General features: G+C 65.2%; 22 protein-coding genes. 12 read left to right on the top strand and 10 right to left on the bottom strand.

The genetic code is table 11. The annotated features are described in order from the left end of the window. The first annotated feature begins 91 nt into the window (after window positions 1-91). On the top strand, window positions 92-2,053 hold the full coding sequence (locus ACIPZ8_RS01245; protein ID WP_400719210.1) for a DNA topoisomerase III: 1,962 nt from the start codon (window positions 92-94) through the stop codon (window positions 2,051-2,053). Between the two features lie 66 nt (window positions 2,054-2,119). Here the strand turns inward: ACIPZ8_RS01245 and ACIPZ8_RS01240 are convergent, their stop codons facing one another. From ACIPZ8_RS01240 to ACIPZ8_RS01230, 3 genes are all read right to left on the bottom strand, one after another. Continuing rightward, window positions 2,120-3,217, bottom strand: a complete 1,098-nt coding sequence (locus ACIPZ8_RS01240; protein WP_400719209.1) for an extracellular solute-binding protein — start codon at window positions 3,215-3,217, stop codon at window positions 2,120-2,122. Beyond that, window positions 3,217-4,326 (bottom strand): agmatine deiminase, encoded by a 1,110-nt coding sequence (gene aguA, locus ACIPZ8_RS01235; RefSeq protein ID WP_400719208.1) that lies wholly within the window; start codon window positions 4,324-4,326, stop codon window positions 3,217-3,219. The genes ACIPZ8_RS01240 and aguA overlap by 1 nt, the downstream gene beginning before the upstream one ends. Window positions 4,327-4,419: 93 nt before the next feature. After that, window positions 4,420-5,274, bottom strand: coding sequence for a LysR family transcriptional regulator (locus ACIPZ8_RS01230; protein ID WP_400719207.1), 855 nt, complete (start codon window positions 5,272-5,274; stop codon window positions 4,420-4,422). Between the two features lie 233 nt (window positions 5,275-5,507). Between ACIPZ8_RS01230 and ACIPZ8_RS01225 the strand changes: the two genes are divergently transcribed. From ACIPZ8_RS01225 to ACIPZ8_RS01205, 5 genes are all read left to right on the top strand, one after another. Beyond that, the gene (locus ACIPZ8_RS01225; RefSeq protein ID WP_400719206.1) at window positions 5,508-6,797 is read left to right on the top strand and encodes an NAD(P)/FAD-dependent oxidoreductase; all 1,290 of its coding nucleotides are present in this window, start codon (window positions 5,508-5,510) and stop codon (window positions 6,795-6,797) included. After that, a complete protein-coding gene (locus tag ACIPZ8_RS01220; protein WP_400719205.1) occupies window positions 6,790-7,341 on the top strand; it encodes a helix-turn-helix domain-containing protein in 552 nt (183 codons plus the stop codon). Before ACIPZ8_RS01225 ends, ACIPZ8_RS01220 begins: the two co-directional genes overlap by 8 nt. 9 nt (window positions 7,342-7,350) lie before the next feature. After that, window positions 7,351-8,703 carry a glutamine synthetase family protein gene (locus tag ACIPZ8_RS01215; RefSeq protein ID WP_400719204.1) on the top strand — a complete coding sequence of 451 codons (1,353 nt, stop codon included), beginning with the start codon at window positions 7,351-7,353 and terminating at the stop codon, window positions 8,701-8,703. A gap of 130 nt (window positions 8,704-8,833) precedes the next feature. Continuing rightward, window positions 8,834-9,664 (top strand): alpha/beta fold hydrolase, encoded by an 831-nt coding sequence (locus ACIPZ8_RS01210; protein ID WP_400719203.1) that lies wholly within the window; start codon window positions 8,834-8,836, stop codon window positions 9,662-9,664. A gap of 144 nt (window positions 9,665-9,808) precedes the next feature. Further along, window positions 9,809-10,588: a TSUP family transporter gene (locus ACIPZ8_RS01205; protein WP_400719202.1), complete on the top strand. Its 780-nt coding sequence runs from the start codon at window positions 9,809-9,811 to the stop codon at window positions 10,586-10,588. Here ACIPZ8_RS01205 and nudC read toward each other — a convergent pair. Together nudC and ACIPZ8_RS01195 are read right to left on the bottom strand one after the other, a co-directional pair. Next, window positions 10,556-11,386 (bottom strand): NAD(+) diphosphatase, encoded by an 831-nt coding sequence (nudC, locus tag ACIPZ8_RS01200; protein WP_400719201.1) that lies wholly within the window; start codon window positions 11,384-11,386, stop codon window positions 10,556-10,558. The genes ACIPZ8_RS01205 and nudC overlap by 33 nt on opposite strands. A gap of 34 nt (window positions 11,387-11,420) precedes the next feature. Next, the gene (locus tag ACIPZ8_RS01195) at window positions 11,421-12,233 is read right to left on the bottom strand and encodes a crotonase/enoyl-CoA hydratase family protein (protein ID WP_346653674.1); all 813 of its coding nucleotides are present in this window, start codon (window positions 12,231-12,233) and stop codon (window positions 11,421-11,423) included. Between the two features lie 162 nt (window positions 12,234-12,395). On the opposite strand from ACIPZ8_RS01195, the gene ACIPZ8_RS01190 reads away from it, so the two are divergent. The 3 genes from ACIPZ8_RS01190 to ACIPZ8_RS01180 all read left to right on the top strand — a co-directional run bounded on the left by ACIPZ8_RS01190 (window position 12,396) and on the right by ACIPZ8_RS01180 (window position 14,750). Beyond that, window positions 12,396-13,031, top strand: a complete 636-nt coding sequence (locus tag ACIPZ8_RS01190; RefSeq protein WP_400719200.1) for a dihydrofolate reductase family protein — start codon at window positions 12,396-12,398, stop codon at window positions 13,029-13,031. 132 nt (window positions 13,032-13,163) lie between these two features. Then, a complete protein-coding gene (locus tag ACIPZ8_RS01185; protein WP_400719199.1) occupies window positions 13,164-13,727 on the top strand; it encodes a lipocalin family protein in 564 nt (187 codons plus the stop codon). A 60-nt stretch (window positions 13,728-13,787) separates the two neighbouring features. Then, the gene (locus ACIPZ8_RS01180; RefSeq protein ID WP_400719198.1) at window positions 13,788-14,750 is read left to right on the top strand and encodes a ribonuclease Z; all 963 of its coding nucleotides are present in this window, start codon (window positions 13,788-13,790) and stop codon (window positions 14,748-14,750) included. A 60-nt stretch (window positions 14,751-14,810) separates the two neighbouring features. Here the strand turns inward: ACIPZ8_RS01180 and ACIPZ8_RS01175 are convergent, their stop codons facing one another. Beyond that, the gene (locus ACIPZ8_RS01175; RefSeq protein WP_400719197.1) at window positions 14,811-16,094 is read right to left on the bottom strand and encodes a Zn-dependent hydrolase; all 1,284 of its coding nucleotides are present in this window, start codon (window positions 16,092-16,094) and stop codon (window positions 14,811-14,813) included. An 11-nt stretch (window positions 16,095-16,105) separates the two neighbouring features. Further along, window positions 16,106-17,605, bottom strand: coding sequence for an NCS1 family nucleobase:cation symporter-1 (locus ACIPZ8_RS01170; protein ID WP_400719196.1), 1,500 nt, complete (start codon window positions 17,603-17,605; stop codon window positions 16,106-16,108). Between the two features lie 357 nt (window positions 17,606-17,962). Between ACIPZ8_RS01170 and hydA the strand changes: the two genes are divergently transcribed. The 3 genes from hydA to preA all read left to right on the top strand — a co-directional run bounded on the left by hydA (window position 17,963) and on the right by preA (window position 22,191). Further along, window positions 17,963-19,402: a dihydropyrimidinase gene (gene hydA / locus ACIPZ8_RS01165; RefSeq protein ID WP_400719195.1), complete on the top strand. Its 1,440-nt coding sequence runs from the start codon at window positions 17,963-17,965 to the stop codon at window positions 19,400-19,402. Between the two features lie 146 nt (window positions 19,403-19,548). Further along, complete coding sequence (locus ACIPZ8_RS01160) at window positions 19,549-20,916, top strand: NAD(P)-dependent oxidoreductase (protein ID WP_400719194.1); 1,368 nt, start codon at window positions 19,549-19,551, stop codon at window positions 20,914-20,916. After that, window positions 20,917-22,191: an NAD-dependent dihydropyrimidine dehydrogenase subunit PreA gene (preA, locus tag ACIPZ8_RS01155; protein ID WP_400719193.1), complete on the top strand. Its 1,275-nt coding sequence runs from the start codon at window positions 20,917-20,919 to the stop codon at window positions 22,189-22,191. A gap of 131 nt (window positions 22,192-22,322) precedes the next feature. Here the strand turns inward: preA and ACIPZ8_RS01150 are convergent, their stop codons facing one another. From ACIPZ8_RS01150 to ACIPZ8_RS01140, 3 genes are all read right to left on the bottom strand, one after another. Further along, on the bottom strand, window positions 22,323-22,943 hold the full coding sequence (locus ACIPZ8_RS01150; protein ID WP_400719726.1) for a TetR/AcrR family transcriptional regulator: 621 nt from the start codon (window positions 22,941-22,943) through the stop codon (window positions 22,323-22,325). Next, entirely contained in the window at window positions 22,943-23,299 is a 357-nt protein-coding gene (locus tag ACIPZ8_RS01145; protein WP_400719192.1) for a VOC family protein, read from the bottom strand. The genes ACIPZ8_RS01150 and ACIPZ8_RS01145 overlap by 1 nt, the downstream gene beginning before the upstream one ends. A 79-nt stretch (window positions 23,300-23,378) precedes the next feature. Then, complete coding sequence (locus ACIPZ8_RS01140; RefSeq protein WP_400719191.1) at window positions 23,379-25,175, bottom strand: glycoside hydrolase family 15 protein; 1,797 nt, start codon at window positions 25,173-25,175, stop codon at window positions 23,379-23,381. Window positions 25,176-25,179 lie beyond the last annotated feature (4 nt).

Below are 25,179 nucleotides of genomic sequence, written 5' to 3'. Positions count from 1 at the left end.
AAACCTGTACATCCATCCAGATAAAACTTGCCTCCGCGCCCCCTCTTGCGCATCCTAATGCCCATCATTCCCCGATGAAGCGTTCCCGGCCATGCGCCTGTTCCTCTGCGAAAAACCCTCCCAGGCCAAAGACATCGCCAAGGTGCTCGGTGCCAACCGCAAGGCCGACGGCTGCTGGCAGGGTACCGACGTCTGCGTGACCTGGTGCATCGGCCACCTGCTGGAAACCGCCCCGCCCGACAGCTACGACGACCGCTACAAGCGCTGGAACCTTGCCGACCTGCCGATCATCCCGGAAAAGTGGAAGATGCTGGTCAAGCCCAAGACCGCCAGCCAGTTCAAGGCGGTCAAGCGCCTGCTCGGCGAAGCCCGCGAGCTGGTGATCGCCACCGACGCCGACCGCGAAGGCGAAATGATCGCCCGAGAGCTGGTCGAGCATTGTCGCTACCGTGGCCCGATCCAGCGCCTGTGGCTGTCGGCCCTGGACGACGCCTCGATCCGCAAGGCCCTGGCGCGCCTGCTGCCCGGCCAGGAAACCTTCAACCTCTACCACTCGGCCCTGGGCCGCTCCCGCGCCGACTGGCTGATCGGCATGAACATGAGCCGGCTGTTCACCCTGCTTGGCCGCCAGTCCGGCTACCAGGGCGTGCTGCCGGTGGGGCGGGTGCAAACCCCGACCCTGCGCCTGGTGGTAGACCGCGACCGCAGCATCGCCGACTTCGTGCCCGTGCCGTTCTGGGCCATCGATGTCCAACTGGAGAGTGCTGGCCAGGCTTTCAACGCCCAGTGGCGCGCACCTGAAGACACCTGCGACGACCAGGGTCGCTGCCTGAATCAGGCGCTGGCCCAGCAGGCCGCTGCCGACATGAACAATGCGAGTACGGCGCGGGTACTCAAGGTTGCCACCGAGCGCGTGCGCGAGGCCGCACCGCTGCCCTTCGACCTCGGAACACTGCAGGAGCTGTGCTCGAAAAAGTTCGGCCTCGGCGCCCAGGAAACCCTCGACATCGCCCAGGCGCTGTACGAAACCCACAAGCTGATCACCTACCCGCGCAGCGACTGCGGTTACCTGCCCGTCAGCCAGCACGGCGAAGCACCAGCCATCCTCGCGGCGCTGCAGCGGGCCGACGCCAGCCTGGCGCCGCTGCAAGTGCACCTGGAGCCGCAGCGCCGCTCACGCGCCTGGAACGACGCCAAAGTCAGCGCCCACCACGGCATCATCCCCACTGCCGCAGCCAGCGACCCGGCTCGCCTGCCGGCCAAGCACAAGGCGGTCTACACGCTGATCCGTGCCCGCTACCTGGCGCAGTTCCTGCCCAACCACGAGTACGACCGTACCCAGGCCGAGTTCGACTGTGCCGGCCATGCCCTGCGCGCCGTCGGCAAGCAGATCGTCGAACCCGGCTGGCGCCGCGCCCTGCCCGAGGCGCTGACCCCGGCCAAGGGCCGCGAGGCCCAGCCCGCCCAGGTGCTGCCAGCCTTGCATGAAGGCCAGGACTGCAACGTGCACGGCGTGCAGTTGAAGGACCTGTGGACCCAACCACCCAAACCGTTCACCGAAGGGGACCTGATCAAGGCGATGAAGAACGTCGCCAAGCTGGTGGACGACCCAAGGCTGAAACAGAAGCTCAAGGAAACCACCGGCATCGGCACCGAAGCCACCCGTGCCAGCATTATCCAGGGCTTGCTCGACCGCGGCTATCTGGTGAAGAACGGCAAGGCCCTGTCCGCCACCCCGGCCGCTTTCAGCCTGATCGACGCCGTGCCCCGCGCCATTGCCGACCCTGGCACTACGGCAATCTGGGAACAGGCGTTGGACATGGTGCAGAGCGGCGAGATGAGCCTGGAGGAGTTCGTTGCCCGGCAGTCGGCGTGGATGGGCAAGCTGGTGGAGCGTTGCCGCGGGATGCGCATGACCATTACCGGGCCAGCGGTGGGCAAGGCGGCGCCTTGGAAGAAGAAGCGGCGCAGCAGTGCCGGCAAAGGCAAGGCGGCTGATGGCAAGCCAGCTGCCAGCAAGCCGCGGCAGTCACGGCGCAAGGCCTCTAGTTGATGCAGCGCTTGTGCTGGCCTCTTCGCGGCTTTAGCCGCGAAGAGGCCGGTACAGCCACTACAAATTCTAGGTCCCACTCTTCAGCCGGCTGAATGCCCGGGTCAGTTCGCGGTTGAAGGCTTTGCCGTTGTCATTCTTGCCATACAACCGCGCCCGCACCTCGGCTGGCGGATAGGTCCCCGGCGCATTGCGGATCTGCGCAGCCACCAGCCCATCCGCCGCCGTGATCGCATTGGCGTAATGGATGGTGTCGGTAATCGGCGCGATCACATCCGGTCGCATCAGGTAATCCACCAGCTTCCACGCCGCATCCGGATGCGGTGCATCCTTGGGCACCACCAGCGCGTCCAGCCAGATCAACGTGCCCTCCTTCGGAATGCTGTAGTCCAGCACAAACGCCTTGCCCGCCTGCTGCGCCTGCCCCTCGGCGATGGCCACGTTACCGTTCCACGACATCGCCACGCAGGTTTCGCCATTGGCCAGGTCGTTGATGTTGCGGTCATTGTCGAAGTAGCGGATGTACGGGCGGATTTTGCGCAGTTGCACTTCTGCAGCCTTCAGGTCCTCAAGGCGCTGCTGGTTGATGTCCAACCCCATGTAGCGCATCACCGCCGCAAACACCTCGTTGGGGTCGTTGAGCAGGCTCACCCCGCAGTCGGCGAATTTCGCCACCACCTGCGGGTCGAACAGCATCGCCCAGCTGTCCAGCGGAGCATCACCCATGCGCGCCGCCACCGCCTGCTCCTGGTAACCCACTCCGGTGGTGCCCCAGGCATAGGTCCCGGCATAGCGGTTGCCCGGGTCGAACAGGGCCATGTGCTGGCGGAACTCTTCACCCACCCCTGCCAGGTGCGGCACCTGGGCCTTGTCCAGCGGCTGCAGGGCGCCGCTGGCAATGGCCCGGCTCAGGTGCTGGCCGGCGGTGAGCACCACATCGTAGCCACTGCCACCGGTCAACAGCTTGGTCTCGGCGGTTTCCAGCGAGTCGAAGTGGTCGGCGACCACACGGATGCCGGTTTCCTTCTCGAACTGGGTCAAGGTATCGGGGGCAAGGTACTCGCCCCAGATGTACAGGTTGACGGTCGGCTGTTGTGCGTCGGCAGCCTGGGCCGCCGAGGCGGCCCAGCCCAGGGCGAGCGCAAGGGTGAGTGCGCTCAGCTTCATCAGCGACGACCTCCAGCGTATTGCGGCATGGTGATGCAGGCGACATTGCCGCCACCGAGCAGGATCTCGCGGGAGTTCTCGATACCGATGATGCGGTGCTCGGGGAACAGTTCAGCAAGGGTTGCCTGGGCAATGGCGTCATTGCGGTCGCCAAACAGCGGCACGACGATGGCCGAGTTGCCCGCGTAGTAGTTGATGTACGAGGCGCAGATGCGCGTGCCGGCCTCGCGCAAGTGGGTACCGTCGACCTGATCGAGCCCGGCCGCTTCTTCGGCAGTCCACTCCAGCACATCGGGTTGCGGCAGCTTGTGCACCTTCAATTCACGGCCACGGGCATCGCGGGTGCTGCGCAGGATGTCATAGGCCTCCTGGTAGATTTCCCACTGCGGGTCGTCACGATTGTCGGTCCATTGCAGCACTACTTCACCAGGGCGCACGAAGCAGGCCAGGTCATCGACGTGGCCATCGGTCTCGTCGAACTTGCAGCCACGCGGCAGCCAGATCACCTGCTCGGCACCCAGGTAGTTTTCCAGGCGACGGGTCACCTCGGCCTTGCCCAGGTGGGCATTGCGGTTGCGGTTGAGCAGGCATTGCTCGGTGGTCAGCAAGCTGCCCTGGCCGTCACTCTGGATGCCGCCAAGCTCAGCGATCAGCGGCGCGCGGTAGCGGTCCAGGCCTTCGATCTCGAGGATCTTCTGGGCGATCTGGTCGTCCTTGTCCCACGGGTAGTAGAGGCCGCCATCTAGCCCACCGTAAGCGTTGAACTCGAAATCGACGCCACGTACTTCACCACTGTTGTCATTGACCACAAAGCACGCGCCGCTGTCGCGGAACCAGGTGTCGTTGCAGGTCATTTCCACCACCCGCACCTGCGCCGGCAACAGGCGCCGGGCATTGGCGTACTGGGCAGCGGAGGCGCAGACCGTGACCGGCTCGCTGGAGGCGATCGCGCTGACGATCTCGACCCAGACCTTCTGCGCAGGCTTGGCGCCATTGCGCCAGACATCCGGGCGCTCAGGCCAGCCGAGCCAGCAGCCGGCCTTGCGCTCGAATTCGCCGGGCAGGCGGAAACCATCGGCCTTGGGAGTGGTGGTGAGCGAACGTGCCATGGGTCAACCTCGTGTCGGTGAGTGATGGCTGCACGCTACGCCGCCCCGCTTGCGGCATCCAACGATGAAAACTCAGCGATAGCTGAATTTAATTCAGCTATCGCCCTGCTGTTCGATGAACCATTCGATGAAGTCGGCCACCGGCGCTCGCTCCAGACGCAGCCGCTCGCACACCAGCGCGTACTGCCCCTGGGCGGTCACGCTGGCACTGAACGGGCGCACCAGCCGGCCGCTCTGCAGGTCGGCCTGGCAGGTCAGGTTATCGCCCATCGCTACGCCCTGCCCGAGCAACGCGGCTTCCAGCGCCAGCGCGGCATGGGGGAAGTACAGCTGGCGGGTGGGCAGCGCGTCCTCGGCGTGGGTGGCCAGCCAGGTGGTCCAGGTGCGGCCATCCTGGTCGTCGTGCAACAGGCAGTGACGCACCAGGTCGCGCGGGCTGCATACGGGGAAGAACTGCAGCAGCGGCAGTGGCCGGACGAAGTGGGTGCTGGCATCCAGGGCGCTGGTGCCGTAGGTGATGGCCAGGTCGACGTCCAGCGCCGGGGCGCCGGCATCGATCGGCTGATCGTGCAGGTGCAGGGTGATGTGCGGGTAACGGCTGCTGAAGTCGGCCAGACGCGCGACCAGCCATTTCTGCGCCAGCTCCGCCGTCACCGCGACCCGCAGCACCGCTTGCGAGGCCGGGTCGCGCAGCTCGTCACAGGCCTTGCCGATCAGCTCGAAGGCCTGTTGCAGGTGATGCAGCAGGCGTTCGGCTTCGGCACTGGGGCGCACCTGGCGGCCCACGCGCTCGAACAGGGCGACGCCGAGCTGCTCTTCGAGCTGGCGAATCTGGTGGCTCACGGCGCTGTCGGTGACGCACAGCTCGGCAGCGGCACGGCCGAAATGGCCGTGGCGGGCGGCGCATTCGAAGGTGCGCAGGGCGGTCAGGGAAGGCAGGCGGCGCATTGTTTTTCCTGTCAGGGCCTCGGGGGCTGCTTTGCAGCCCTTTCGCGACACAAGGCCGCTCCTACAGGAATCCGCGCTCGTCTGTAGGAGCGGCCTTGTGTCGCGAAAGGGCTGCGCAGCGGCCCCCGAATCATATATGCAACGAAGATTCAAAGACGAACGGTCTGGCGCCATGAAAATTCTCTGCTAAATTTTCATGAAAACAATCACAATAAATTTCACGAGACCAAGGCATGTTCAAGCAATCCGCCCAGCACGTCGCCAGCTACTACGCCCGGACCTACCCCGCCAGCATCCCCCTGCGCCCCACCCTGCACGGCCCGCACGACACCGATGTGCTGATCATCGGCGCCGGCTTCAGTGGCCTGCACACCGCCCTGCGCCTGACCCTGGCCGGCAAGCGCGTGACCCTGCTGGAAGCCAGCCGGGTGGCCTGGGCCGCCTCCGGGCGCAATGGTGGCCAGGCGCTGCTGGGCTGGTCGTGCGACATGCCGCCACTGGAGAAAGCGCTGGGCGTGGAACGCACCCGGCGCTTGTGGGACAGCATGTGCTGGGCCGCCGACGAGATGCGCGAGCTGCCCCTGCGCCATGGCTTCGATATCGACTACCGGCTTGGCAGCCTGTGGACCGCCGTGCTGCCTCGGCGCATAAAGATGCTCGAAGAAGCCCTGCACGACGCCGAGCATAAATGGGGCTACGACGCGCTGCGCCTGATCGGCCGCGACGAGCTGCCGCAATGGATCGACAGCCCGCGCTACCAGGCCGCGCTGTACGACGCCAGGGGCGCGCACCTCAACCCGCTGAAACTGGCCCAGGGTCTGGCGGCCACGATCGAAGCCCATGGCGGGCGCATCTTCGAGCAGAGCCAGGTGCTCGACTATCAGCCGAGCGCTGACGGCTACGTGGCCCGCACCGAGCATGGCGAGGTACGCTGCGGGGTGCTGGTACTGGCCTGCAACGCCTACATCGACCGCCTCGACCGCGGCCTGTCGCGCCGGCTGCTACCGGTCGGCTCGTACCAGGTCGCCACCGCGCCGCTGGATGCCGAGTTCGCCCGCTCGCTGCTGCCGCGCAACAGCTGCGTGATCGACAACCAGTTCGTGCCCGACTACTTCCGCCTCACCCCCGACCACCGCCTGCTGTTCGGCGGTGGCTGCACCTACCTGGGCGGCATCCCCAAGGACGTCGCCGGCGCCACCCGCCCCTACCTGGAACGGGTGTTCCCGCAACTGGCCGGGGTGGCCATCGACTATGCCTGGGGCGGCCACATCGACTGCAGCATCCAGCGCACCCCGGACGTCGGCCGCGCGGGCCAGCGCTACTGGCTGCAAGGCTTCTCCGGCCACGGCGTGCTGCCGACCCTGGCCGCCGCGCGGGCAGTGAGCGATGCCATCCTCGGCGACGACGACCTGCTGGCCTTGTACCAGGGCATCGACAACGGCCGCTTCCCGGGCGGTGACCTGCTGGCCGCGCCGCTGGAGGCAGCGGCCAAGGCCTGGTACAGGATGCGCGATCATGTCTGAAGACGCCCAGGGCCTGGCCCTGCTGATCCGCGACCTGCGCAAGCACCGCGGGCTGACGCTCGATGAGCTGGCGGGCAAGGTCAAACGCTCGCTGGGCTTTCTGTCCCAGGTCGAACGCGGCCTGTCGCAGCCGACCGTGGCCGACCTTACCGCCATCAGCGAAGCGTTGCAGGTACCGACCACCTACTTCTATCAGGCCAGCCAGCCACCTGCGCTGGACTGGGTCACCCGCCCCGGCGAGCGGCGCACCATCTATTACGCCGAAGGCATCAGCGACGTGCTGGTTTCACCAACGCTCAACGGCCGTTTCGCCATGCTCGAAAGCCACCTGGCGCCTGGCGCAAGCAGTGGCGAGGGGCACCTGGACGACAGCTCCGAGCAAGGCGGTTTCGTCCTCGAAGGTGAACTGACCCTCTGGCTCGCCGACGACGAGCAAGCCGTGACCCTCGCGCCCAACGACAGCTTCCAGCTGCCGCCCAACCGCCACTTCCGCTACGCCAACCTGACCAACCAGACGACCCGCGTCCTCTGGGTTTTCCGATGAGAGCACAGCATGACCACAACAACAGGCTTTCCCGATCTGCTCAGTGAAGTTCGCGCGTTCCGTGCCCGCTACCCCGACGTCAGCCATGTCGACCTGCTCAGCCTGGACATCCCCGGGCACTTTTATGGCAAGCGCTACCCCATCGACATGCTGGAGAAAGTCGCCGCCGGCAGCCCGCTGAAGCTGCCGCAGAACTGCGTGCTGCTGGGCGTACAAGGTGGGCTGTTCCCGATTGGCGACTACTGCTTCAACGACGGTGACCCGGATGCCATCCGCCGCCTGATCCCCGGCACGCTCAAGCCGGTGACCTGGGAGCGCGAGCCGCTGGGGCAAATGCTGATCAGCTCCGACGGCACTGCCGCGCCGATCGAGTTCGAACCCCGCGAGGTCCTCGCCCGTGTGCTGCAGCGCCTGGAACGACGCGGCATTCGCCCGGTGGTGGCATTCGAGCTGGAGTTCTACCTGTTCGACCGGGCGCTCAAGCAGGGCCTGCCGCAGTTCCCGCGTGATCCCCTGAGCGATGACCCGGACGACCAGCCCAACATGCATATCGAGCGGCTGTCGCGCTTCAGCGAGGTGCTGCACGACATGGTCGAAACCGCCAACGCGCAAGGTGTGGATGCCAACGTCATCACCGCCGAGCTGGGCCCCGGCCAGTTCGAGATCAACTTCGGCCACTGCAACGACGGCCTGCAAGCCGCCGACTGGGCAGCCCTGTTCTGCCGCAGCACCCGGGGTGTCGCGCTCAAGCACGGCTTGCGCGCCTCGTTCATGAGCAAGCCCTACCTGCAGGCGCCGGGCAGTGGCATGCATGTGCATGTGAGCCTGTACGACCAGGCCGGCAACAACCTGCTGGCTGCCAACCAGCAACGCCCGCTGCGCCACGCGGTGGCCGGCTGCCTGGCGCTGCTGCCGCACTGCATGCCGATTTTCGCCGCCAACCACAATGCGTTCCGCCGCTATGGTGCCATGGTCAATGCTGCCAGCCGTGCCAGTTGGGGCTTCGAAGACCGCGATGCGTGCATTCGCATTCCCGAGTCGGATGCCCGCAACCTGCGCATCGAGCACCGGCTGGCGGGGGCGGATGCCAACCCATACCTGGTGCTGGCGGCGATCCTGTGTGGCATGGAACATGGGCTGGATGCCGGGCAGGAACCGATTGCACCGCTGAATGAAGATCGCAGCAGCGGCATCGACTTCCCCAAGGACATGCTCGGCGCGGTCGCGGCCATGCGCAGCCACCCGGCGGTCAACGAGGGGCTGGGGGAAGAGTTCGTGATGGTGTATTGCGAGAACAAGCGCCAGGACCATCTGGCGTTCCTGCAGGAAGTCAGTGCGCGGGAATACCGCTGGTTCATGTGACATTGATGCTGGCCTCTTCGCGGGTAAACCCGCGAAGAGGCCGGTACTGCCAACACATTTCCCGATGCCGAACGAAATCCCTCCTATTCTCAATAGCTCACTTCGGTTCCTGCACTGAGGAGACTCGACCATGAGCTACGTAACCACGAAGGATGGCGTTCAGATTTTCTACAAGGACTGGGGCCCGCGCGATGCGCCGGTCATCCACTTCCACCATGGCTGGCCGCTCAGCGCTGATGACTGGGACGCGCAGATGCTGTTCTTCCTGGCCAAGGGCTTTCGCGTGGTCGCCCATGACCGCCGCGGCCACGGGCGTTCCAGCCAGGTCTGGGACGGCCACGACATGGATCACTATGCCGACGATGTCGCCGCCGTGGTCGCACACCTCGGTACCCAGGGCGCGGTGCATGTCGGCCATTCCACTGGTGGCGGCGAAGTGGTGCGCTACATGGCGCGGCACCCTGGTGACCCGGTGGCCAAGGCCGTGCTGATCGCCGCCGTACCGCCGCTGATGGTGCAGACGCCCGGCAACCCCGGTGGCTTGCCTAAATCTGTGTTCGACGGCTTCCAGGCCCAGGTCGCCAGCAACCGCGCGCAGTTCTATCGGGATGTGCCCACCGGGCCGTTCTATGGCTACAACCGGCCGGGTGTAGAGGCTTCGGAAGGCATCATCGGCAACTGGTGGCGCCAGGGCATGATCGGCAGCGCCAAGGCGCATTTCGACGGCATCGTGGCGTTCTCGCAGACCGATTTCACTGAGGATCTCAAGGGCATCAAGCAGCCGGTGCTGGTGATGCATGGCGACGATGACCAGATCGTGCCCTACGAGAATTCCGGGCCGCTGTCGGCCAAGTTGCTGCCCAATGGCACCTTGAAGACCTACAAGGGGTACCCGCATGGCATGCCGACGACCCATGCCGATGTGATCAATGCGGATTTGCTGGCGTTTATCCAGAGCTGATAGGGTTTGCTGTACCGGCCTCTTCGCGGGCAAGCCCGCATCCACAGAGGCCGGCACTGGCAACCGTTTGCGCCCAGGCTTACCATGTCTCCCTTCCAGCGCGGCGATTTGCCGCACGCCCTGCCCTCTGCCTGCCAGACACCCATGCCCTTCGAACTCACCGTAGAACCACTCACCCTGCTGATCCTCGCCCTGGTCGCCTTCGTCGCCGGTTTCATCGATGCCATCGCCGGTGGCGGCGGCCTGCTGACCACTCCGGCGCTGCTCACCGCCGGCATGCCGCCGCACCTGGTGCTCGGCACCAACAAGCTCAGCTCGACCTTTGGTTCGGCCACCGCCGGTTTCACCTACTACAAGCGCAAGCTGTTCCACCCGGCGCAGTGGCGCCCGGCACTGTTCGCAACGCTGGTCGGCGCCTCGATCGGTGCGGTGGTGGCCCATTACATGCCGGCCGAGTGGCTGAACAAGATGCTGCCGGTGATCGTTTTCGCCTGTGGCATCTACCTGCTGTTCGGCGGCACGCCCAAGGCGCCGCTGGATGCCGATGCGCCGATCAGGAAGAAATGGCAGTTCCCCCAAGGCTTCACCCTCGGTTTCTACGACGGCGTGGCCGGCCCAGGCACGGGTGCGTTCTGGACCGTGAGCACGTTGCTGCTCTACCCCATCGACCTGGTCCGCGCCAGCGGCGTGGCGCGCAGCATGAACTTCATCAGCAACATTGCGGCGCTGACGGTGTTCATCATTTCCGGGCAGGTGGATTACATCGTCGGCCTGTGCATGGGCCTGTCAGTGATGGTCGGCGCCTTCTTCGGTGCACGCACGGCGATCAGCGGCGGCAGCAAGTTCATCCGCCCGGTGTTCATCACCGTGGTGCTGGCATTGACCGTGCGCCTAGCGTGGCAGCACTGGTTCGGGCAGGCCTAAACGTCTGGCGACATAGAGGTCGATCAGGTACCGGGCGATGGAGCGCCCGGCCGGCAGCGGCGGCAGGTCATGCACGCTGAACCACTTGGCATCCTCGATCTCGTCCGGCTGCATGACGATCTCGCCGCCGGCATATTCGGCATGGAAGCCCAGCATCATCGAGTGCGGGAACGGCCAGCACTGGCTGCCGACATACTGGATGTTGCGCACCTCCACCGCCACCTCTTCGCGCACCTCGCGCACCAGGCAATCCTCGGCGGATTCACCCGGCTCGGCAAAGCCCGCCAGGGTGCTGTACACGCCCGTGACGAAGCGCGGCGAACGGGCCAGCAGGATCTCGTCGCCGCGGGTCACCAGCACGATCATGCTCGGCGAGATGCGCGGGTAGCTGCGCAGGTCGCAGGGCTGGCAGTACATCGCCCGCTCCCAGCGGATCTGCGTCATCGCCTGGCCGCAGCTGCCACAGAAGCGGTGCTCGCGGGCCCAGGTGCCGATCTGTGCGGCATAGCCGAGTACCTTGTAGGTGTCGAAGTCGCCTTCCAGCATGAATGCGCGCAGCCCGCGCCAGCTGCAGCCGGGCACCTCGACCGCGCTGCGCAACTCCAGCAGGAATACCGGCTCGCCGTCGAAGTGGCCAATGCCGTGTTCGCACAAAAGGTCGAGGTCCTGGCGCTTGAGCCAGTCGCGGGGGAACAGCGCGCCGTTGGCGTCCACCAGGAACCCTTCCGGGCTGCGGGCCACGGCCAGCCCCCCGGTGATCTGTGGGTCGAGTACTGCGGTAGTCCAGCGAGCTGACATGTCGGGGGTTCCTTTGCTGCGTCCCCCGGCCCGGTCAGTCGGCGAACGTCGGTTTCTGTTTGCTCATGTGCGCCGCCACGGCCACGCGCAGGTCTTCGGACTGCAGCATCGCGGCGTTCCAGGTGGCGATGTAGTCCAGGCCATCGTCGATGCGATGGTCACGCATGTAGCTGAGCATCTCCTTGGTGCCGGCCACGGCGATCGGCGATTTTGCGGCAATCTCGCGGGCAATGGCAAAGACCCCGTCGAGCAGCGCGGCCTGATCATCATAGACCCGGTTGACCAGGCCGATGCGCAGCGCCTCGTCGGCTTCCACATTGCGCCCGGTGAAGGCCAGCTCACGCATGATGCCGTCGCCGATGATACGTGGCAAACGTTGCAAAGTGCCGACATCGGCGGCCATGCCCATGTCGATTTCCTTGATCGAGAATTGCGCATCGCGGCTGCAGTAGCGCATGTCGCAGGCGGAGATCAGGTCGATGGCACCGCCGATGCAGTAACCCTGCACAGCCGCCAGCACCGGCTTGCGGCAATTGTCCACGGCATTGAAAGAGGCCTGCAGGCGCTGGATGGTCTTGCGCAGGAAGCGTGCATTGCGGCCGACATCCTTGCCCATCTGCCCGGCCAGCGAGGCCAGCATCATCAGGTCGATGCCGGCGGAAAAATGCTTGCCGGCACCGCTGATCACCACCGCACGCACCGCGTCGGTGTCGTCGATCCACTGGAAGATGTCGACGATTTCCGCCCAGAAGGCCGCGTTCATCGCGTTGATCTTTTCCGGGCGGTTGATCTGCACATGGGCGATGTTGTCGGTCAGTTCGACCTTGAACGCGGTGTATTCGGTCACGGGCGGCACTCCTGTGGGGATAGGATTCACGCCGTGGATGGTAACCCAGGCGAGTGACCGTGCTTGTGCCAAAAACGGGACTGCATGCCCTGTCGAAATCGCCGCGTGCCGTTCGACCATAGGTGAATCATCACCCCCGGCAGGTCTTTCAGGAGAGCCCCCATGCGCAAACTCATCGTAGCCGCCTTCGTCAGCCTCGACGGCGTCATGCAGGCCCCCGGCGGGCCACAGGAAGATACCAGTGGCGGTTTCACCTTTGGCGGTTGGCTCGTGCCCCATGCCGAGGAAGTGTTCGGTCAGGCCATGCAGGCACTGTTCAGCCAGCCGTTCGAATTACTGCTGGGCCGGCGCACCTACGACATCTTTGCCGGCTACTGGCCGAAGGTGAAGGACGACACCGAGGAATTCTCCATCGCCAACCTGTTCAACAGCGTGGCCAAGCACGTTGCCACCCATGAGCCGGACAGCCTCAGCTGGCGCAACAGCCATGCGCTGGGTGCGGATATCGTCGCGGCGGTACGTGCCCTCAAGCAGCAGGATGGTGCCGATCTGCTCACTCAGGGCAGTGCCGATGTGGTTCAGCAACTGCTCGCCGCCGGGCTGGTCGATGAGCTGCAGTTGCTCACCCACCCTGTGTTGCTGGGGCATGGCAAGCGGCTGTTCGGCGACGATGCTGCGCCAGGGGCGTTCACCCTGAAGCATTCGCAAGTGACGCCCAAGGGCGTGATCATCGCCCGTTATGTGCGTGTGGGCGAAGTACAGACTGGGTCGTTTGATTTGCCGCCGGAGAATGGGTGAGGGCTGACAGGTGTCTGCCGACAGATCTCACAGGCGCCACATAACTCAAGCCAGGAAGAACCGATACAACTTTTAACCCCTGCCCGCATCGAACCAAAGGTAAGCCCCACACTCGCTGACAGGAGGTTTGCCATGGCGATGCGTACGGCCCTTGTGTTTTCCTGCATGACCCTGGCCCTGATGGGCTGCGTCGGTTCCAAAGACGACCACCACACCCCGCCGACCACCGAGCAGGTCGACCTGCAACGCTACCAGGGTACCTGGTACGAGCTGGCGCGCCTGCCGATGTTCTTCCAGCGTAACTGCGTGCAGTCCGAAGCCCATTACGGCCTGCGCGAGGATGGCCGGATCGACGTGACCAATCGCTGCAAGGAAAAGGACGGCGCGTGGAACGAAGCCCGGGGCATCGCTGAAGCCCAGGTGCCAGGCAAGACCGACAAGCTCTGGGTGCGCTTCGACAACTGGTTCAGCCGACTGGCACCGGGGCTGACCAAGGGCGAATACTGGGTGCTGTACCACGACAAGGACTACCGCGTGGCGCTCGTTGGCCACCCCAACCGTGAATACCTGTGGCTGCTGTCGCGCACGCCGGCGATCACTGACCAGACCCGTGACCAGTTGATAGCGATTGCCCAGAAACAGGGCTATGACACCAGCAAGCTGATCTGGCGCCAGGATGTCCCTGCCGTGCCCTGAGCATCGACGGCCTGCAGTAATCCGTCTAAGGTGTGGCTCCCCCACGCATGGAGCGAAACATTGGACCTGCAGTTTCTGGGCACCTCTTCCGGGGTGCCCACTAAAGCCCGCAACGTCAGCGCCACCGCCGTCATCGAAGCCAGCGGCAAGCACTGGTACCTGGTCGATTGCGGCGAAGGCACCCAGCACCAGCTGCTGCACAGCTCGCTCTCGGTGCGTGACCTGCGGGCTATCTTCATCACCCATGTGCATGGCGACCATTGCTTCGGCCTGCCGGGGCTGCTGGCCAGTGCCGGGATGGGCGGGCGCAGCGAACCGCTGGACCTGATCCTGCCCGCCGCCCTGCAGGACTGGGTGCGCCTGAGCCTGGCGGCGAGCGAAACCTACCTGCCGTTCGAACTGCGTCTGTTGCCGGTCGAGGGCCTTGAGCAGTGGCAGAGCGAGCATATCCAGGTCAGCGCCGTTCAGCTGTCGCACCGGGTGCCGAGCGTGGGCTTCGTGTTTACCGAGCTGAACCCTGAACCACGCCTGGATATTCAGCGGCTGGAGGCCGAAGGAATCCCGCGCGGGCCCTTGTGGGGCGACTTGGCCAAGGGGTTGGTGGTCGAGCATGACGGGCAGCGGCTCGAGCCGCGTGACTACCTGAAAGCCTCGCGGCCAGCGCGGCGGGTGATCGTCTGTGGCGACAACGACAACCCAGCGTTGCTCGCCGAGGTCGCCAAGGGTGCGGATGTGCTGGTGCATGAGGCGACCTATACCCAGCCCATCGTCGAGCGCAGTGGCAATACGTTCGGCCACAGTACGGCGGCGTTGGTGGCGCAGTTCGCTGAGGCGGCGGGGGTGCGCAATCTGGTGTTGACGCATTTCAGTGCGCGCTATCAGGGGGACCCGAAACGCAGCCCGTGCATTGATGATGTGCGGGATGAGGCGCTGGCCCATTACACCGGGCACCTGACTTTGGCGCAGGATCTGCAGCGTTACCATATCGGGCGTGATGGGTGCCTGGTTCGCGTCATCACTTGAGATTGTCGGGGCTGCTATGCAGCCCATCGCCGGCTTGCCGGCGATGAGGCCGGTACAGGCTTATGCCGCCAGACGCCCGCTGGCGATCGCCTCCGACGCCGCCAGCATGGCCCGCAGCAGCACCGCGCAACCTGCTGCAAGATCCTCTGGCGTGGCGTTTTCGATCTCGTTATGGCTGATGCCATTCTCGCAAGGCACGAAGATCATCCCCGCCGGCCCCAGCTCGGCGAGGAAGATCGCGTCATGCCCTGCCCCGCTGACGATGTCCATGTGCGGCAACCCCAGCGCCTGCGCCGACTGGCGTACGGCATCGACGCAACCGCGGTCGAAATACAGCGCCGGGAAGTCCGCCGTGGGGGTCAGCTCATGACTCAAGCCGTGCTTGGCACAGGTCGCCTCGATCACCCCACGCACCTCAGCGATCATCGCTTCCAGCTGATCGCCCTCCAGGTGACGGAAGTCCAAGGTCATGCGCACCTCGCCCGGGATCACGTTACGCGAACCGGGGTAGGCCTGCAGGCAACCGACCGTGCCACAGGCGTGTGGCTGATGGGCGTGGGCGGTGCGGTTGACGGCTTCGACGACGGCTGCGGCGCCTACCAGGGCGTCCTTGCGCAGGTGCATCGGGGTCGGGCCGGCGTGGGCTTCGACGCCGCGCAGGGTCAGGTCGAACCACTTCTGCCCCAGGGCACCGAGCACCACGCCGATGGTTTTGGCCTGGTCTTCGAGGATCGGCCCCTGTTCGATATGCGCTTCGAAGTAGGCACCGACCGGGTGGCCGAGCACTGCACGCTGGCCGGCATAGCCGATGGCGTTCAGCGCCTCGCCCACCGACACGCCCTGCGCGTCACGCTTGGCCAGGGTGTCTTCCAGGGTGAACTTGCCGGCGAATACACCGGAACCCATCATGCAAGGCGGGAAGCGCGAGCCTTCTTCGTTGGTCCACACCACCACTTCCAGCGGTGCCTCGGTCTCGATGCCCAGGTCGTTGAGGGTGCGCAGCACTTCCAGCCCGGCCATCACGCCGAAACAGCCATCGAACTTGCCGCCGGTTGGCTGGGTGTCGATATGGCTGCCGGTCATCACCGGTGGCAGCTTGGGGTTACGCCCGGGTCGGCGGGCGAAAATGTTGCCCACCGCATCGACGCTGACGCTGCAACCGGCAGCCTTGGTCCATTGGACGAACAGGTCACGGGCCTGACGGTCGAGGTCGGTCAGTGCCAGCCGGCACACGCCGCCCTTGGGCGTGGCGCCGAGACGGGCAAGGTCCATCAACGATTGCCAGAGGCGTGCGCTGTCGACGTGGCGCTCGGTGGAGGTCAGGACATGCTGGGATTGGCTCATGGTGTTTCTCCTCAGGCATTTTTATTGGTTTGCGCGGGTGCGATCGCCGGCCCGCGCACCGCCACGCCGCCCAGGGCGTAGTACAGCGCCCCGCCCAGCAGCGACCCGGTGAACCAGCCATAGTCGTAGAACCAGCTGAAACGGCTGTTGCCGATGGCCAGCACGGTCAGCGCCACCGGTAAGGCGAAGGCGACAAAGCCCGCCCAGTTCCACGCCGGGTACACGTCGTCGCGGTACAGCCCGGCCAGGTCCAGCCGTTGGCGGCGGATCAGGAAGTAGTCCACCACCATGATCCCGGCGATCGGCCCGAGCAGACTGGAGTAGCCCAGCAACCAGTTGGAATAGACGCTTTCCAGGCTGATGTCGGAGACGATCCAGCCGAGCTTCTTCAGCAGTTCGTGGCTCATCAGCGCCAGGCCGATGAACCCGGTCAGCCACACGGCGCGACTGCGCCCGATCAGGCGTGGAGCGATGTTCTGAAAGTCGTTGGTTGGCGAAACGATGTTGGCGGCGGTGTTGGTCGACAGCGTGGCGATCACGATCAGCGCCATGGCCAGCGCCACCCAGCCGGGGCTGCGGATCTTGCCGATCAGGCTGACCGGGTCGGACACCGTTTCACCTACCAGCGAGGCGGAAGCCGCCGTCATGATCACGCCCAGCGAGGCGAACAGGAACATGGTCAGCGGCAGGCCGAAGATCTGCCCGAGAATCTGGTCCTTCTGGCTCTTGGCATAGCGGCTGAAGTCGGGAATGTTCAGCGACAACGTGGCCCAGAAGCCGACCATGGCAGTGAGGCCGGCGCAGAAGTAGCCGACCACGCTGGCCCCTTCCGGACGCTTGGGTGGCTGTGCCAGCAGTTCAGTCATGGACATGTGCGGCAGGGCCCAGAACAGCAGACCGAAGCCGACCGCTACCAGCAGCGGTGCCGACAGCGTCTCCAGCCACTTGATCGATTCGGCACCGCGCAGCACCACCCACAGGTTCAGCGCCCAGAAGATCATGAAGCCGATCACCTCGCCGGTTCCGCCCAGCGCCCTCCAGCCGTCGAAGATCGAGCCGAGAAACAGGTGGATGGCCAGGCCACCGAACATCGTCTGGATGCCGAACCAGCCACAGGCCACCACCGCGCGGATCAGGCACGGCACGTTGGAGCCAAGGATGCCGAACGACGAACGCAGCAGCACCGGGAACGGGATGCCGTACTTGGTGCCCGGGAAGGCGTTGAGGGTCAGCGGGATCAGCACGATGAGGTTGGCCAGCAGAATCGCCAGCAGCGCCTCACCCACGCTCAGCCCGAAGTAGGCCGTGAGCACGCCGCCGAGGGTGTAGGTGGGCACGCAGATGGACATGCCCACCCACAGCGCGGTGATGTGCCATTTGTTCCAGGTGCGCTGGTGCACCTTGGTCGGCGCGATGTCGTGGTTGTAGCGCGGGCTGTCGAGGACGTCACTGCCTGCGGACAGCTCGAACAGGCCTGACTGCTCGATCACTTCCGATCTGCTCTGTTGCATGGGGCCTTCTCCAGATTTCTTGTATTTGTATGCTCATCGGGCTAATGCGATGGCCGGAGTAAACGCACGCTGGAAACTGCTGGATTCGCGTAGAAAATCTTGCCTAATTTTTGATCCTGTCAAGTTCGACAGCATGAATGGAAGGCACCACACGCTTCAAATTTTTCAAACTTTTCTATATTTATCAGCAACATAATGACCATGATTTTTATCTGGAATATTTTCTTGCTCAAACTCCAATCAGCAACTAGCCTCGATTCTTGTCAGGCCTGACAGGATTGAACCAGCCGCCAGGCCATGGCCAGAACAACAATTCCAAGAACCGGCACAGACCGGTCAGCCTGCGAGGAAGACGGCATGTCCCTGTTGATCCGTGGCGCCACCGTGGTTACCCATGAAGAGAGCTATCCCGCCGATGTCCTGTGTGTCGATGGCCAGATCCGCGCCATTGGCAAAGACCTCGAAGCCCCTACCGATTGCGAGATCCTCGACGGCAGCGGCCAGTACCTGATGCCCGGCGGCATCGACCCGCACACTCACATGCAGCTGCCCTTCATGGGCACGGTCGCCAGCGAGGACTTCTTCAGCGGCACCGCCGCAGGGCTGGCCGGTGGCACCACCTCGATCATCGACTTCGTCATCCCCAACCCGCAGCAGTCGCTGCTGGAGGCCTTCCACACCTGGCGCGGCTGGGCGCAGAAGAGTGCGTCCGACTACGGTTTCCATGTGGCCATCACCTGGTGGAGCGAGCAGGTCGCCGAGGAGATGGGCGAGCTGGTAAACCAGCATGGGGTCAACAGCTTCAAGCACTTCATGGCCTACAAGAACGCCATCATGGCGGCCGACGATACCCTGGTGGCCAGCTTCGAGCGCTGCCTGCAATTGGGCGCCGTGCCCACGGTGCATGCCGAGAACGGCGAGCTGGTCTACCACCTGCAGCAGAAGCTTCTGGCCCAGGGCCTGACCGGGCCTGAGGCGCACCCGCTGTCGCGCCCTTCACAAGTCGAAGGCGAAGCCGCCAGCCGCGCCATCCGCATTGCCGAGACCATCGGCACGCCGTTGTACGTGGTGCACATCTCCAGCCGTGAAGCACTGGACGAAATCACCTACGCACGGGCCAAGGGCCAGCCGGTGTACGGCGAAGTACTGCCCGGCCACCTGCTGATCGACGACAGCGTTTATCGCCACCCGGACTGGTCCACGGCCGCCGGTTACGTGATGAGCCCGCCGTTCCGCCCGCGCGAGCACCAGGAGGCGCTGTGGCGCGGCCTGCAATCGGGCAACCTGCACACCACCGCCACTGACCACTGCTGCTTCTGCGCCGAGCAGAAGGCCATGGGCCGCAACGACTTCAGCCGCATCCCCAACGGCACTGCCGGTATCGAGGACCGCATGGCGGTGTTGTGGGACGCCGGGGTCAACAGCGGGCGCCTGTCGATGCACGAGTTCGTTGCGCTGACCTCGACCAATACCGCGAAGATCTTCAACCTGTTCCCGCGCAAAGGTGCCATCCGCGTCGGCGCCGACGCCGACCTGGTGCTGTGGGACCCGCAGGGCACGCGCACCATTTCCGCCCAGACCCACCATCAGCGGGTCGACTTCAACATCTTCGAAGGCCGCACCGTGCGCGGCATCCCCAGCCACACCATCAGCCAGGGCAAGGTGCTCTGGGCCGATGGCGACCTGCGCGCCGAGCCTGGCGCCGGCCGTTACGTGGAGCGCCCGGCCTACCCCTCGGTGTACGAGGTGCTGGGCCGACGCGCCGAGCAACAGCGCCCGACACCCGTTCAGCGCTGAGGCCATCGGGGCTGCTGCGCAGCCCTATCGCGACACAAGGCCGCTCCTACAGGAGATCGCGGTTCCTTGCAGGAGCGGCCTTGTGTCGCGAAAAGGGCGCGCAGCGCCCTCATTCCAAGCCCCATATAAAAAGAGAGGCTACAACCGTGATCGATGCCCTGAACCATCTGCCGCGCCCGCGCGCCGGCAGCGACCAGCTGGCCGAGCGCTTCACCGACCTGGCCCCACCCCTCACCGCCCGCCAGGCGGCCGTCGAAAGCGCCCGCTGCCTGTACTGCTACGATGCCCCCTGCGTGAACGCCTGCCCGAGCGAAATCGACATTCCGTCGTTCATCCACCGCATCAGCGACGAGAACCTGCAAGGCGCCGCCGAGCGCATCCTGTCGGCCAATATCCTCGGCGGCAGCTGCGCCCGCGTGTGCCCTACCGAAATCCTCTGCCAGCAAGCCTGCGTGCGCAACAATGCCCAGGAATGCGCGCCGGTGCTGATCGGCCAGCTGCAGCGCTACGCCCTGGACAATGCCCATTTCAGCGAACACCCGTTCAAGCGCTCACCGGCCACCGGCAAGCGCATCGCCGTGGTCGGCGCCGGCCCCGCCGGGCTGTCATGCGCCCATCGCCTGGCCATGCACGGCCATGACGTGGTGGTGTTCGAAGCCTGCGACAAGGCTGGCGGCCTCAACGAGTACGGCATCGCCCGCTACAAACTGGTGGACGACTATGCCCAGCGCGAAGTGGAGTTCCTGCTCGGCATCGGTGGTATCGAAATCCGTCACGGCCAGCGCCTGGGCGCCAACCTCGGCCTCGGCGAGTTGCGCGACCAGTTCGATGCAGTGTTCCTCGGCCTGGGCCTGAACGCCGTGCGCCAACTCGGCCTGGCCGACGAAGAGGCCCCCGGCCTGCTCGCCGCCACCGCGTACATCCGTGAACTGCGCCAGGCCGAAGACCTGGCGCAATTGCCACTGGCCGACCGCTGCCTGGTGATCGGCGCTGGCAACACCGCCATCGACATGGCCGTGCAGATGAGCCGCCTGGGCGCCCGCGACGTCAACCTGGTGTACCGCCGCGGCCACGCCGACATGGGCGCCACCGACCATGAGCAGGACATCGCCAAGGCCAACCAGGTGCGCCTGCACACTTGGGCCCGCCCCGATGCCGTGCTGCTCGATGACGACGGCCGTGTGCGCGGCATGCGCTTCATGCGTACCGAACTGGCCGACGGCCGCCTGCGTGACACCGGTGAGACCTACGAGCTGGCCGCCGACGCCATCTTCAAGGCCATCGGCCAACGCTTCGACGATGCCAGCCTCGGCGACCCGGTCGCCGCGCAACTGGCGCGTGACGGCGAGCGTATCCGCGTCGACGACCACATGCGCACCAGCCTCCCGGGCGTGTACGCCGGCGGCGACTGCACCGCGCTGGGCCAGGACCTCACCGTCCAGGCCGTGCAACACGGCAAGCTGGCCGCCGAAGCCATCCATGCCCAACTCATGCTCAACGTGGAGGCAGCGTAAATGGCCGACCTGTCCATCGAATTCGCCGGCATCAAGGCGCCCAACCCCTTCTGGCTGGCTTCCGCGCCACCCACCGACAAGGCCTACAACGTGGTCCGTGCCTTCGAGGCCGGCTGGGGCGGCGTGGTCTGGAAGACCCTGGGCGAGGACCCGGCGGCGGTCAACGTGTCGTCACGTTATTCCGCGCACTACGGCCCCAACCGCCAGGTGCAGGGCATCAACAACATCGAGCTGATCACCGACCGTTCGCTGGAGATCAACCTGCGGGAAATCACCCAGGTGAAGAAGGACTGGCCCGACCGCGCACTGGTCGTGTCGCTGATGGTGCCGTGCGTGGAGGAGTCGTGGAAATTCATCCTGCCGCTGGTGGAAGCCACCGGCGCCGATGGCATCGAGCTGAACTTCGGCTGCCCCCACGGCATGCCTGAGCGTGGCATGGGCGCGGCGGTCGGCCAGGTGCCGGAGTACGTCGAGATGGTCACCCGCTGGTGCAAGCTGCACTGCTCGCTGCCGGTGATCGTCAAGCTCACGCCGAACATCACCGACATTCGCCAGTCGGCCCGCGCTGCCCATCGCGGTGGCGCGGATGCGGTGTCGCTGATCAACACCATCAACTCGATCACCAGCGTCGACCTGGACCGCATGGTCGCCCACCCCATCGTCGGCGACCAGAGCACCCATGGGGGTTATTGCGGCTCGGCGGTCAAGCCGATCGCCCTGAACATGGTCGCCGAGATCGCCCGCGACCCGGAAACCCGCGGGCTGCCGATCTGCGGCATCGGCGGGATCGGCAACTGGCGCGATGCTGCCGAGTTCATCGCCCTGGGCAGCGGTGCGGTGCAAGTGTGTACGGCAGCGATGCTGCATGGCTTCCGCATCGTCGAGGACATGAAAGATGGCCTGGCACGCTGGATGGACCAGCATGGGCACCGCAACCTGGAGGCCTTCCGCGGCCAGGCCGTGGGGCACACCACCGACTGGAAGTACCTGGACATCAACTACAAGTCGGTGGCGCAGATCGACCAGGATGCGTGCATCGGTTGCGGGCGTTGCCACATTGCCTGCGAGGACACTTCGCACCAGGCGATTGCCAGCACCTTGAAGGCTGACGGGACCCATGCCTACAGCGTGATAGAGGACGAATGCGTGGGCTGCAACCTGTGCCAGATCACCTGCCCGGTAGAGAACTGCATCGAGATGGTGGCACAAGATACCGGCAAGCCTTACCTGAACTGGACCCAGGATCCGCGCAACCCCTACCGCGAGGCCAGCTGAGGCCATTGGGGCTGCTGCGCAGCCCATCGCCGATAAATCCGCTCCTACAGATACCGCGCCGCATTCAAAGGCTGCGCATTACCTGTAGGAGCGGATTTATCCGCGATGGGCCGCACAGCGGCCCCAGTTGTTCAGGGCTCCAGCCCAATGCCGCGCAAGATCACACAGGTCACCGTCTGCACCGCACTTTCGAACGCCATGTCCGACAACGGCTCACCCTCGTTCAGTAACATCACCTGATAACCAAAATCGGCATAGTGCTGGGTCGAGGCCCAGATCATGTAAAGCAGCGCCGAAGGCTCCACCGGCAGGATGCGCCCCTCCGTCACCCAGCGACGGATCTTGTCTTCCTTGAGCTTCGCCCAAGGCACCAGGCTCTCAGCGAGGTTCACCCCCAGCACCGGCGCCCCATGCAGCATCTCCTCGGCCCAGATCTTCGAGCCCAGCGGCCGCGAACGTGAGTGGCCCATCTTGGCGCGGATGTAGCTGGTCAGCACCACCCGTGGGTCATCGAAGTTCTCGAAGCACAGGGCATCCTGCTTCCACACGTCCAGCAGGTCTTGCAGCACCGCGCGGAACAGTTCGTCCTTGGTGCTGAAGTAATAATGCAGGTTGGAGCGCGGCAGATCGGCCTGTTCGGCAATGTCGCCCATCGAGGTGGCGCCATAGCCCTTTTCGGCGAACACCTTTTCAGCGGCGACGAGAATCTTCTCGATATTGCGACGGCGGATTTCGATCTTGTGGTTGGCCATCAGGCTTGGGCCGTCCACACAGCCAGTTCGTACCCGTCCGGGTCGATGAAGTGAAAACGGCGCCCACCCGGAAAGGCAAAGGTCGCCCGGCTGATGCTTGCCCCGGCCGCCTCGACCCGCTGTAACGTGGCTTCCAGGTCGTCCGCATACAGGATCACCAGTGGCCCACCTGGCCGCACCGCTTCGCCGGTGGTGAAACCGCCGGTCAAGCGACCATCGCTGAACTCGGTGTAGGTCGGCCCGTAGTCGATGAAACGCCAGCCGAACACGCTGCCATAGAACGCCTTGCTCCGTGCGATGTCGCTGACGTTGAACTCGATGTTGTCGATCTGCCGATCGTGACCACGAACGCTCATGCGTGCTCCTTGCCGAATGGGGTTGCGCTAGTCTACCCCGACAATGCCGGCTTGAGTGCAGCAGCCAGCGGACAGGCGCTCACCCACATCTTGCTCTCTCGCGCACAGGGCACTCTGCCCGGTGCAGGTTCAACGCCGTGTTGATGATGCCGATATGGCTGAACGCCTGGGGGAAGTTGCCCAGCATGCGCTTGCCGGCAAGGTCGTACTGCTCGGCCAGCAGGCCGACGTCGTTGCACAGGCCGGTGAGTTTCTCGTATAGCGCCTGGGCCTCGGCCTGACGCCCCAGCAGCACGTACACATCGGCCAGCCAGAACGAGCACACCAGGAACGTGCCCTCCCCCGGCGTCAGCCCGTCGCTGCAGCTGTCGCTGTCGTAGCGCAGCAGCAGGCCGTTCTTCAGTAGGCGCTGCTCGATCTGCGCCAGGGTGCGCTGAAAGCGCGGGTCCTCGGCCGGCAGGAAACCGGTCAGGGCGATCTGCAACAGGCTGGCATCCATCTCGGCCGAGCCATAGGCCTGGACGAAGTGCTGGCCACTGGCATCCAGCCCGCGCGCGCAGACCTCCCGATGAATCTGGTCAGCCACCTGCCGATAGTGGCGGCCATGCTCGCGGCCTTCCTCGGTGGTGTCGGCCAGCCCCGCCGCACGGTCGAAGGCAACCCAGGCCATGACCTTGGAGTGGACGAAGTGCTGACGGCCACCGCGCACTTCCCAGAGACCTTCGTCGGGGTCGCGCCAGATGCGCTCGACATAAGGCAGGATCAGCCGGGAGATCGCCGCACTGCGTGGGTGGCGCGGCAGGCCGCCCTTGATCGCCTGGGTCATGGCGTCGGCCAGTTCGCCATAGATGTCCAGCTGCACCTGTTCCGAAGCGGCATTGCCAACCCGCACCGGCTGCGAGTGTTCGTAGCCGGCCAGCCAGGGCAAGGTGTACTCGGTGAGGTCGCGCTCGCCCGCCAGGCCGTACATGATCTGCATCTGCTCAGGGTTACCGGCCACCGAGCGCAGCAGCCATTCGCGCCAGGCCTGGGCTTCGTCGAAATAGCCGAGGTTCATGAACGCCAGCAAGGTCATGGTGGCGTCGCGCAGCCAGCAGAAGCGGTAGTCCCAGTTGCGCTCGTGGCCGATGCGCTCGGGCAGCGAGGTGGTGACCGCGGCGACGATGCCGCCGGTGGGCGCATAGGTCATGGCCTTGAGGGTGAGCAGCGAGCGGCGCACCAGGCCGGTGTAGGGGCCGACCTCAGGGCAACGGTCGGCGAACGCCTGCCAGTGCGTGAAGGTGTGCTGCAGCGCCTGGTCGATGTCGCAGTCAGGTTGAACTGGCAAGTGCGAGGGCTGGTGACGCAGGCTGAAGAGCTGGCGCTCACCCGCCCCCACGCGAAAACGGGCGACGGTGTGGTGGTCGAGGCCGTGGGGTTCCACGCTGCTGCGCAGGATCACACGATCGGGGCCGGCCACCGCGCTGAGCGTCAGCGGGTCGATTTTCTCTACCCAGGGCACGCTGCGGCCGTAGTCGAAGCGCAGCACCAGGTCCATTTCGAAGTGGGTCTCGCCCGACAGCCCCTCGACGATGCGCACCACCGAGTTGACCTGGTCCAGCGGCATGAAGTCGAGCACCCGGGCGCGGCCGCTGGCAGTGACCCAGGTAGTTTCCAGCACCAGCGTGTCGCCCAGGTACTGGCGGCTGGTGTGCTCGACGGGGTCGCTGGGCGCCAGGCGCCAGCGGCCGTTCGCTTCATTGCCCAGCAGCGCGGCGAATACCGCCGGGGCGTCGAAACGCGGCAGGCACAACCAGTCGATCGAGCCGTCGCGGCTGACCAGGGCGGCGCTGCGGCAGTTGCCGAGCAGGGCGTAGTCTTCGATGTGGGCGGGCATTGCA

The organism is Pseudomonas sp. NPDC089422, assembly GCF_044749405.1.
In the GTDB taxonomy this organism is placed as follows: Bacteria; Pseudomonadota; Gammaproteobacteria; order Pseudomonadales; family Pseudomonadaceae; genus Aquipseudomonas.
The sequence above is the reverse complement of the archived record's forward strand: the minus strand, read 5'-3'. Positions and strand labels throughout refer to the sequence as shown.

Excerpts from the sequence above, each read along its gene's own strand:
- ACIPZ8_RS01215 (WP_400719204.1), top strand. The coding sequence starts at position 7,351 with ATGACCACAACAACAGGCTTTCCCGATCTGCTCAGTGAAGTTCGCGCG.
- ACIPZ8_RS01230 (WP_400719207.1), bottom strand. The coding sequence starts at position 5,274 with ATGCGCCGCCTGCCTTCCCTGACCGCCCTGCGCACCTTCGAATGCGCC.
- ACIPZ8_RS01205 (WP_400719202.1), top strand. The coding sequence starts at position 9,809 with ATGCCCTTCGAACTCACCGTAGAACCACTCACCCTGCTGATCCTCGCC.
- nudC (WP_400719201.1), bottom strand. The coding sequence starts at position 11,386 with ATGTCAGCTCGCTGGACTACCGCAGTACTCGACCCACAGATCACCGGG.
- ACIPZ8_RS01175 (WP_400719197.1), bottom strand. The coding sequence starts at position 16,094 with ATGAGCCAATCCCAGCATGTCCTGACCTCCACCGAGCGCCACGTCGAC.
- hydA (WP_400719195.1), top strand. The coding sequence starts at position 17,963 with ATGTCCCTGTTGATCCGTGGCGCCACCGTGGTTACCCATGAAGAGAGC.
- ACIPZ8_RS01170 (WP_400719196.1), bottom strand. The coding sequence starts at position 17,605 with ATGCAACAGAGCAGATCGGAAGTGATCGAGCAGTCAGGCCTGTTCGAG.
- ACIPZ8_RS01240 (WP_400719209.1), bottom strand. The coding sequence starts at position 3,217 with ATGAAGCTGAGCGCACTCACCCTTGCGCTCGCCCTGGGCTGGGCCGCC.
- preA (WP_400719193.1), top strand. The coding sequence starts at position 20,917 with ATGGCCGACCTGTCCATCGAATTCGCCGGCATCAAGGCGCCCAACCCC.
- ACIPZ8_RS01245 (WP_400719210.1), top strand. The coding sequence starts at position 92 with ATGCGCCTGTTCCTCTGCGAAAAACCCTCCCAGGCCAAAGACATCGCC.
- ACIPZ8_RS01225 (WP_400719206.1), top strand. The coding sequence starts at position 5,508 with ATGTTCAAGCAATCCGCCCAGCACGTCGCCAGCTACTACGCCCGGACC.
- ACIPZ8_RS01150 (WP_400719726.1), bottom strand. The coding sequence starts at position 22,943 with ATGGCCAACCACAAGATCGAAATCCGCCGTCGCAATATCGAGAAGATT.
- ACIPZ8_RS01210 (WP_400719203.1), top strand. The coding sequence starts at position 8,834 with ATGAGCTACGTAACCACGAAGGATGGCGTTCAGATTTTCTACAAGGAC.
- ACIPZ8_RS01220 (WP_400719205.1), top strand. The coding sequence starts at position 6,790 with ATGTCTGAAGACGCCCAGGGCCTGGCCCTGCTGATCCGCGACCTGCGC.
- ACIPZ8_RS01185 (WP_400719199.1), top strand. The coding sequence starts at position 13,164 with ATGGCGATGCGTACGGCCCTTGTGTTTTCCTGCATGACCCTGGCCCTG.
- ACIPZ8_RS01145 (WP_400719192.1), bottom strand. The coding sequence starts at position 23,299 with ATGAGCGTTCGTGGTCACGATCGGCAGATCGACAACATCGAGTTCAAC.
- ACIPZ8_RS01190 (WP_400719200.1), top strand. The coding sequence starts at position 12,396 with ATGCGCAAACTCATCGTAGCCGCCTTCGTCAGCCTCGACGGCGTCATG.
- ACIPZ8_RS01140 (WP_400719191.1), bottom strand. The coding sequence starts at position 25,175 with ATGCCCGCCCACATCGAAGACTACGCCCTGCTCGGCAACTGCCGCAGC.
- aguA (WP_400719208.1), bottom strand. The coding sequence starts at position 4,326 with ATGGCACGTTCGCTCACCACCACTCCCAAGGCCGATGGTTTCCGCCTG.